This window comes from Oleiphilus sp. HI0066 (assembly GCF_001635725.1).
On sequence record NZ_LWFH01001724.1, the window covers coordinates 1 to 1,187 of the forward strand.

Annotated in this window: 1 protein-coding gene; it reads right to left on the reverse strand. The window is 41.2% G+C overall.

Translation table 11 applies throughout. The features are described from left to right. Positions 1 to 130: 130 nt before the first annotated feature. Positions 131 to 1,187 (reverse strand): hypothetical protein (locus tag A3738_RS31620; protein ID WP_068763977.1); only part of this gene is annotated, 1,057 nt, incomplete at its 5' end.

The following is a 1,187-nucleotide window of genomic DNA, read 5'->3' on the forward strand; positions in this document are numbered from 1 at the left end:
TCAGTCTTATAACGATTGATTCTCCCTTAAAGGCTAGCTTAGGCTAATTAAGATCACACCCAATATACGACGTCAGTTCTTGTACAACTGTAGTTTTGCATATTCGATATTAGTTTTATCAAAAGTGCCATTAATTAGACAGTTTCTCGTACACAGGCATTGGCGCTCGATTCAACACCAACTCTTCTTCTGAACTAATAACGCCACTCTCATCTTCATCAAACTGAAGCGTTAAAGTATCTCCTTCAACTTTAGCAAATAACGGAATTGACTCGGAAAGAGTGTCCGTCAAGCCCGTATCAAGATTACCGTCAAAAGTAATCGAAGCAGTCAAAGCGTCATTTTCAGAGTTAATAGAGTAAGTGCCCCATTCCATCCCACTCACTTCATCTGGATTCTCAGGATTGTTTGGAGCTTCCTCATCAACTTCTAGATGCGCATAGGTACCGTTGTCAAAGAAAACAAAAGCGAGTAATTCATTTTCTGTAGAGGTATTAGTCCATGCACCTAAAATATCACTGTTAGCAGAACGTGTAAGATCAAGCGACTCGTCTTCATCAATAGTGCCATTGTTATTGTCATCGAACTCAAGAGTTAGTACGTCATCGTCAACTTGAGCGAAAATATTCGCAGGATCCGCCGCAGAGAAAACGAATAATCCTGTATCAGTATTGTCAAAAGTAATACCAAGCTCTAATAAACCCGTCTCATCATTGCGGGAGTAAGTTCCCCATTCCATACCATTAGTTTCACTGGCATCGTCAATATCAACTTCCATATGCACATACGTGCCATCTTGGAAGAAAACAAAAGCAAGCAAGTCATTTTCATCATCGTCGGTTGTCCAAATACCTGCGATACTGCTGCTAGGCGTAAAGGTTTCTCCTTCTTCAATCAGCGTTTCTTCAAGGTGAGAAATCGCCTGATCTTCTGAAATAAGTGCCGTAGTCGTTGATCCAGAATTTGCTACAAGCGTTGTAACAGCAGTGCTATTAGCAAAGTCAGTTATGGATTGAGTAAAATCGACAGCAGTCGCGACATCTGAAGCTTCATCAGCAATTTCAATACCATTATCTGGGTCACCATCGGTATCCAAACTTTGAAGTAGACGAGTAATATTTACCACTGTGTCATCTGAGGTATCCTGCGTTCCTGCGATAGTTAGAGGAGTGACAACGCCTGTTGCT